The organism is Candidatus Zixiibacteriota bacterium, assembly GCA_040753495.1.
Classification (GTDB): domain Bacteria; phylum Zixibacteria; class MSB-5A5; order GN15; family PGXB01; genus DYGG01.
In genome coordinates this window covers 1-7,903 of record JBFMEF010000030.1, presented here as the reverse complement: position 1 = coordinate 7,903, position 7,903 = coordinate 1, and the positions used below count along the sequence as shown (strand labels likewise).

Annotated in this window: 5 protein-coding genes; 1 reads left to right on the top strand and 4 read right to left on the bottom strand. The window is 51.9% G+C overall.

From position 1 onward, the window contains the following. On the top strand, positions 1-2,339 hold a 2,339-nt coding region (locus tag AB1690_01645), incomplete at its 5' end, for a sugar phosphate nucleotidyltransferase (GenBank protein ID MEW6014003.1). A 331-nt stretch (positions 2,340-2,670) separates the two neighbouring features. Here the strand turns inward: AB1690_01645 and AB1690_01640 are convergent. From AB1690_01640 to AB1690_01625, 4 genes are all read right to left on the bottom strand, one after another. After that, the gene (locus AB1690_01640) at positions 2,671-2,859 is read right to left on the bottom strand and encodes a DUF2892 domain-containing protein (protein MEW6014002.1); all 189 of its coding nucleotides are present in this window, start codon (positions 2,857-2,859) and stop codon (positions 2,671-2,673) included. Positions 2,860-2,977: 118 nt separating this feature from the next. After that, entirely contained in the window at positions 2,978-4,231 is a 1,254-nt protein-coding gene (locus AB1690_01635; protein MEW6014001.1) for a hypothetical protein, read from the bottom strand. Positions 4,232-4,249: 18 nt separating this feature from the next. Further along, positions 4,250-5,050: an outer membrane lipoprotein-sorting protein gene (locus tag AB1690_01630; GenBank protein MEW6014000.1), complete on the bottom strand. Its 801-nt coding sequence runs from the start codon at positions 5,048-5,050 to the stop codon at positions 4,250-4,252. Between the two features lie 31 nt (positions 5,051-5,081). Next, entirely contained in the window at positions 5,082-7,415 is a 2,334-nt protein-coding gene (locus tag AB1690_01625; protein ID MEW6013999.1) for an MMPL family transporter, read from the bottom strand. Between the last annotated feature and the right edge of the window lie 488 nt (positions 7,416-7,903).

Here is a 7,903-nt window from a genome sequence, read left to right as displayed (position 1 = left end):
TTTTTCAGGCGGAAGATATCCAGAATTATTTTAAGGACGGCCGAAAGTTCGGCGTCAAAATGGAATATCTCCAGCCGACCGAGGATTACGGCACCGCCGGCGCTGTCCGCTTTGCCGACAGCTTCATCGATGAAACCGTCTTAATCATTTCCGGCGACCTGATTACCGATTTCGACCTCTCCCGGGCGATTGAGTGGCATCACCAGAAAAAATCGGAAGCGACTATTCTGTTGACGCGGGTGGAAAATCCGCTGCCGTATGGGATTGTCATTACCGAGGAAGATGGCCGTATTGTCCGTTTTCTCGAAAAACCGTCCTGGGGTGAGATGTTCTCCGATACCATCAACACCGGAATCTACATCCTCGAGCCGCATACGGTCCGGTTGATTCCCCCCAAAACCAACTTCGATTTTTCCCAGAATCTCTATCCCCTGATGCTTTCGAAGAAAATGGGGCTGTATGGAATGATTGCCGAAGGGTACTGGAAAGATGTCGGCAATATTGATGAATATGCCCGCGCGCATGATGACCTCCTTTCCGGCAATATCAATCTCGACCTTGGTCTGGAGAGAATGGCTGTCGGCGACGGCACTCTCTATTTCGGGAAAAATGTCTCCCTTGGTAAAGACCTCAAAGTCGGCGGGGTGGTTATTGTCGGAAACAACGCCGTAATCGGCAACAACTCCGAATTAAACTATTCTGTTATCGGCTCCCGCTCGAAAGTCGGTGAAGGCAGCGAAATCAACCATACCGTCATCTGGGCCGATTCCTGGGTCGGCGCCCACTCGCAACTGGAGCGCTCCATTATCTGCGCCAACGCCCGTATCGGCGACAATGTCGTTCTTCTCGACAATGTCATAATCTCTGACGACTGCACAATCGGTTCCGGAGCCACTATCAAAGCCAACTGCAAGGTCTGGCCCGGGAAGTCGGTCGATGAAGGCGCTATTCTTTCCACCTCACTGGTCTGGGGCGACAAATGGAACCGCGAACTTTTCACTCAGTCAAAGGTAACCGGACTGGCTTTAACCGAGCTGACCCCCGAAATGACCGTAAAACTGGGCGCCGCCTTTGGCGCTTATCTCGGTCCCGGCAAGACCGTGGTGACCAGCCGCGATGCCTCCGACGTCTCCCGTCTGCTCAAACGCGGTCTTATCTCCGGATTCCTCGCCGCCGGCGTTGACGTCGACGACCTGGAAATGATGCCGATTCCGGTGGTGCGCTACGCCCTCCGTAACGGCACCTACGGCGCCGGCGTCTACGTCCGCCACAATCCCGATGACTACCGTTTGATTGATATCATTTTCTTCAATGGCGACGGCCTCGATATGCCGACTGCCACCCTCAAAAAAGTGGAACGGCTCTATTTTGGCGAAGATTTCCGCCGCGCCACCCTGGATGAAATAGGCCATCTCGATATGCCGCAGGGTGTGCTCGAAAATTACCGCTCCGATTTCATCTCCGTCCTTAAGCCGGATGTCATCCGCAAAGCCGGTTTCAAAGTGGTGATTGATTACGCCAATGGCGGCGCTTCGCTGGTGTTCCCGACCATATTCTCGCAATTGGGAATTAACGTCATCGCTCTCAATGCCTATCTTGACCCCCGCCAGTTCTCCCGTCATCCCGATGAAACGGCGGAATCTATCGTGCAACTTTCTTCCATCGTCCGCTCCCTTCACGCCGATATCGGCTTTCATATCAATCCCGCGGCGGAGAAACTGACCGTGGTCGATGAAAACGGCAACCTGATAGACTCGCAGCTGTTGCTGCTTCTGGTAACCGACCTCTTCCTTCGCTCCCATCCCTCGCGACGCATCGCCGTGCCGGTCTCGGCATCGATGGGGGTCGAAGATATCGCTTCCCGTTACGGCGTGGAAGTCCTGCGCGTGCGCAATACCCATCTTTCCATGATGGAAGCCTTCGCCGCCGGCGGCGTTGACTATGTCGGCGGCACCCTTGGCGGGTTCATCTTCCCCAGTTTCCAGATGGGAACCGATGCCATCCTCGCGATTGCTTTTATTCTGGAAATGATGGCAAAGGAAAAAGTCCGTCTCGGCGAAATGCGCGGCGAGTATGAAAAATACCTGCGGAAAGAAATCAAAGTCCCCTGCCCCTGGTCGAAAAAAGGACAGGTGATGCGCAAGATAATCACCAGCACCAATAATAAGAGCCGTCAATTAATTGACGGAGTCAGGATTTTCGAATCGAACGGATGGGTCTTAATTGCCCCCGATAGCCTGACCGCCGCCTTCTCGATTCAAGCCGAATCTTCATCGCGCGAAGCGCTGGAAGAACTGGTCAGCCATTACCGGGTGCTGGTCGAAGAAGCGCAGAATTGAGCGTCAACGCGCCCGGTTTCAGAGAGAAGTATGATTGGGGCCGACTCCTATGTCTTTGCGCCGCCCCTTAAGCGCAATTGTCAAAACCCCCTCTCGCGCCACGCAATGCACACATGGCTCGGGGGGATTTTGACCTACGCCGCTGAAAATTACCGCGATGAGTTAATGAGTTACCAGCAGATGTGGACATCTGCCAGGCACGAGAATTGATAATCAACGAGCAAGTTCTCAGAGTGAAGTATTAGCGGGCCAGGACCCCGACCTGCCCGCCAGTGGCGGGCGGTTTCCACATTATCATCTTGATCCATTCAAGCGACTCTCGTATCTCCCCTCACTGCCACTTAAACACTTTGCGCATGATTATCTCCGCCAGGCAGAATTTGGTGAATGCCGACTGAAGCATATTCGCCCCCACAAACGCCGCCAGTATCATCCAATACGGCGAGACCCAAAGGGTCAACGCTAAAGACGTCAAAATAAGTGTCCCCGCCAGAACCCTGATACGATGCTCAATACTCATATCCAATTCCTCTCTGACTATGATACCTCATTCGCTAATCTATCCGGTCAGGTTTCTGCCCCGACTTTTTCTGTCGGGGCGGTGCCTGACTGTTCCCCCCACTAATCACTCTTATATTTCAAAATCCGTAGGTCGCCCGGGCATACAGATTATCGTTCAACTGAAACATTCCAAAATCGGTGAAACGTTTGTTGCCGTCGAATATATTCCCGCCGACCGTCACCGTCATATTGTCGGTCAACTTATAGTCGGCGGAAAAGCGGTAGTACAAGTCTTCATCGGACGGCGACCAGAAGATAAAACTGCTGAGTATTATTGTCTCCATTCGAAACCGTCCGCTAATCCGTGACGTCACCAGCGACCGGAATTCATCCTCCTTGTCGTTTCCGACCAAGTTCCTCTCGTACCGTTCGTACTGAAGCATTTTCTCCGCCTGGTACTGAATGTTGGCGGTAATGTCACTGGCTATCTGTTTCTCAAAACCGACCAGACCCTGGATATTGCTGTTGGGGATTCCCGGCTTTTCGCCGCACTGGTCGTCATAACTGTGAAAATATCCCCCCTCGAGCCAGAATACGCCGCCTCCGGCCTGCCCTCGCGCCGAGGCGCCATAAATATTCAGCCGCGGATAAAACGGCATCATCGAGACAAAATCAAACCCGACCGGGTTCTTGAAAAATCCTTTGTATCCATAAAGAGCCAACGCCATCCCGCCAACTGTTTTCTGGAATCGTCCCGCCAGTTCCGAGTTCCGAATGCTCTCCGCCGGAAGCGGTACCGCAAACGGCTCGGCGGCAAAATCGCCGCTCATTGGGCTGTAATACGAAAATCTCCCGGTAGCCGGTGTCCGATTCGGTGCAAAGCGCGGCGTCCAGACAAGCGCCAGTTCCCCCAGCGGCGAATAGTACTCGCTCCGCAGCGCCGTCTGCGGCGCTTTCAGATACTGGTCCTCCCGCCCCGCGAAAAATGATTCGTAATCTTTGGCAAAAACATCATTGATAAAAATCAGGTCGCCGGTTCCCCAGGTCAGAATTTGTCGCCCCACCTTGAAATCGATTTTCCCCAGCAACGTAAATTTGGCAAATGCCTCGCGCAGTTCCCAGTCGTTGCCGCCGGCAACTATTTCATCATTGAAGAAATCCGCCCGCGCAAAGACTTCGGCAATATCGGCATTATGCTCCATCCGCAGTTGCAGCCGAACCTCCGAGGCGGTGTAATCCGACGACGTCGGATTTTTCTCCTGCAATCTTCCTCCCCAGAGTCCCTGCACAAAACCGTTTATCGGTATCCCCTGGGCGCTGACAACTTTCACGGTCGAAATCGATATGAGAAAGAGCAGCGCCGCGGTCAGAATATTTTTTCGTGCATACATAGTCGCGCTCACCTTTCCTTACTTTATATATTCCCGCGGAGGGGTCTTAAGATACCGCTCTGTAAACAGGTCGGCTTTGACTCCCAGGTTATATTTGATGGAGTTAAATGATACCACCGTGTAGCGGTTCTTCTGCATATTTTGCATCTTCCGTTCCGTTACGGTCGGGATATTGTCTATCGTCTCAATCTTCTCCGCCGTCAGCACCCGCTCCAGTTTGTCCTTGGCGTCATAGTACTCTTCTTTAAGTGGGAGATACAGTTCCTTGTCGATATAGCTGACCCGACGGGAAAATCCCTTATATGGCTTAATCGGTTTCGACTCGAGGATGAAAACATCACGGTCATTCAGTCTCGTCTCTCCCGTCAAGGTATGATTGTCTTCGGTCCAGAGACGTCCCGAAACATCTTCATAGGTGAAATCCGATCCGACAAAACTGGAATTTTTGTCGTCGGCCGCAATCGGCTTTATCAGATCGACGGCCGGCACATATATCCAGCGCTTATCGTTACCGGCCGCACTCTTATGCACCATGAAGGTCATCCGCTGCACATCGGAGGGTTCATAAAAATAAGTGTAATACTTCTGGTCGCCGCCGTCGGCTTCATCCATCCGCAGCATGCTGAAACGGCGGTTCCGCTCGTTCCCTTTGCTGTCCACAATCTTCATGCTGACTTCCGCCAGTCCGTCATTGGCGGCGTAGTAGTAGTTGAGATGCGCCTTCTTGGCGATTTCCACCGCATCCTGAGCATTGGCGGAAAGGGCGAGCAAAGTCGCTATTGCGACTGTTCCCAGAGTTCTGCTGATTTTCGTTTTCATCTTATATACCTCACTTTGTTATTTTCATTCTTTAATTGGTAGCGACCTTTTCATGGTTCACCACAGTTTTCTTCACCGCGAAAAGCGAGCGATGATACTGCTTCATTATTGCCGGCAGAAGAAATAGTGTCACCATTCCGGATACCAGCATGATGGCGAGGAAAAATGTCCCCACCGTTATATACGGCACCAGGTTGGAGAAAAGCATCGGGACAAAACCGATGGCAATGACAATAATATTTCTGGCAATTGCCCGTCCGGTCCCCTCAAATATCTCATGAAATGATTCTCTGAAATCGGGATTGCGCCGGAAATTCATCTTGAACCGCTCTATGAAATGAATCGCAAAATCAATCGACAGCCCCAGCGTCAGCGCCGAAAGCACCGCCACCGGCATATCATACGGCTTGCCGATAAATCCGATAAAGGCATATATCGCCATAACGGTAATGGTGAGAGGAAGCATTGAAATGAAACCCCACCGAATCGACCGAAAGAGAATTATCATCATTATAAGGACTATGACAAAAGTGCTTAAGAACGACATTCTCATTCCGCTGACCATCTGCTTCTGCCATTCAATATTGATGTACGGCAGCCCGGCCCAGTGCGCCTGGATGCCGGTCGGCGGGGGATTGTCGCGAATGTACTGCTCTGCTCGTTCCACCACCCGCGAGACCGCCTTATTATCACCGTCACGCAACTGCACCCAGAGATTGGCGCGGTCGTAATCGCTGGTGACAAACTTGAAAAGGTCCTCCGGGTCGCCGCCCGACATCTCGAACATGAAAAGCATCTGCCCCACTTCATCCGACGTCCCCGGGATATACATCTGCGCCGAATCGGCGCCAAACAACTCATACCGGACTTTTTTCACCACATCGGTCACGCCGGTCGTGGCGCCGACAATCGGGTCTTGCTCCAGGTCGCGCTGAAGACTTTCAATATACTTCTGCACCTCCGGGCGCTTTATTGCCTCCGGCTCGCCGGCGTCAACCACCAGATAATTCATGTATGTCCCGGCAAGATGCTGATTCATTACAATGTCAGCCTGACGAATCGGGTGCGACTTCTTGAACCATTTGACCGGATTATCGTTGATTTCCAGCATGGAAAGACCGACTCCCGAGACCACCGCCACTATCACCGCCGTGACAATAATGGCGCCGCTTCGCTTCCATGAGAAATCCCGAATCCGGTGAAGAATTCTCGACATCAATCCATGTTTGTCATCGGAGCGGCCGAAATTCCGAAGCGCCGCATCCGGTATCAGAATTCCTATCGCCGGATTCAAAGTCAGCGACAGCGCCCACGACACCAGCACACCAAACGCCACAAAGATTCCGAAAACCTGCACCGGCGGAATCGGCGTCGTCGCCAGTGACGCAAACCCGGCAATGGTGGTAAGTGAGGTGAAAAGAAGCGGCAGGAAAAGTTCGCCTATGGTATGCCGGATGGTGGCGTCCTTATGTTTGTACTTGCTGAAACGGTCGTGGAACTCTGAAATGATATGAATCGAATTCAGCACCGCTATCGGTATCAGGAATATCGGAATCATCGACGACATTATATGCACCGTGTTGCCGGTCAGAATGAGAAGCCCCATCGACCAGATTACGGTTACTATCGCCACCAGCATCGGCACCATCACCACCCGGAAATTCCGGAAGAAGGCGAACATCAGAAGAAAAATTATCAGGAATGCCGCCGGCGCCGAATAAACCATCTGAGTGAACATCTCCGCCCCAAAAGAGTCCTCCGCCACCGGAAGCCCCGCGATATGATAGACCTCATCCTTCCCATATTTTTTCGTAATCTCATTAATCTCGCCGGCAATCCGGTGCGACATCGTTTTAGACTCAATCGGAATAAAAAGGGCAATCGCCTTGCCGTCATCGGACGCCAGCTTTCCCCGCAATATCGGATTCTCTTTTATCCGCGCCAGAATATGCTCCGCCTCCTCCGGCGTGCTAATTTCGCCGCTCATCAACGGTTCGATAATCAACACTCCCCCTTCCCCCTGTTTGATATCATCCACTTCGGAGGGGGCAAGAATATCATCAACTATTACCCCTTCAATATTCTTAATATCGTTGGTGATGGCGTAAATCCGGTTAAGAAGGTCGGGGGTGAAAGCGTTCTCGTCCGACACCACACCGACCGCGATAAAATCAGAAAGCCCGAAATCCTCTTTGGTTTGATGGTCAAAGAGACGCACCTTCGAGTCGGCCGGAAGCATATTCTCCGGGTCGGTATCGATTTTGATTTTCGGGAATTGAAAGGAAAAAAATATGGTAATGAGGGCGGTTAAGCCGATCACTACCCAGGGGAATATAATCGCAAATCCAACAATCCGTTCTTTCATACTACCACCAGAAATCTCCAAAAGGTTTTAGGTATTTAGTGAATTGGATAGGACGGCAGGCGAAACGATTCAAGAAATTCTGATATTTTTTATCTTAATTATTGGCAGATGCGGTATCTGCTTTGAAAATTTGCTAAGGCATTGAACTATGAGATGTTACAGGCGGCGCGGGAGAATCCGGAGGGTTTAAACCCCGCCTGTGGCGGTGGTTCTGGCGGAATCATCCTTCAGATAACTCAGCGCTGAGAAGCCCCGAATCTCTATAATTGTTGCCTTAATTCCGCTAAATGGTCCACCGCGGTCAACCGCAACTCATTTCTTCCCGAACTTCTGACGCCATCTCTCACTCAGCCGGGCGTTGATGCGGCGGGAGAGTTCCTCCGGAAGTTCCTCGCAGCGGCCATCCTCGCGGCAGATTTTCACCGTCTGGCGCAGCGTATCGAGCATCACCTTGCAGTCGGGGCATTCCCCCAGATGAGCCTCAATCT

Excerpts from the sequence above, each read along its gene's own strand:
- AB1690_01635 (MEW6014001.1), bottom strand. The coding sequence starts at position 4,231 with ATGTATGCACGAAAAAATATTCTGACCGCGGCGCTGCTCTTTCTCATA.
- AB1690_01625 (MEW6013999.1), bottom strand. The coding sequence starts at position 7,415 with ATGAAAGAACGGATTGTTGGATTTGCGATTATATTCCCCTGGGTAGTG.
- AB1690_01630 (MEW6014000.1), bottom strand. The coding sequence starts at position 5,050 with ATGAAAACGAAAATCAGCAGAACTCTGGGAACAGTCGCAATAGCGACT.
- AB1690_01640 (MEW6014002.1), bottom strand. The coding sequence starts at position 2,859 with ATGAGTATTGAGCATCGTATCAGGGTTCTGGCGGGGACACTTATTTTG.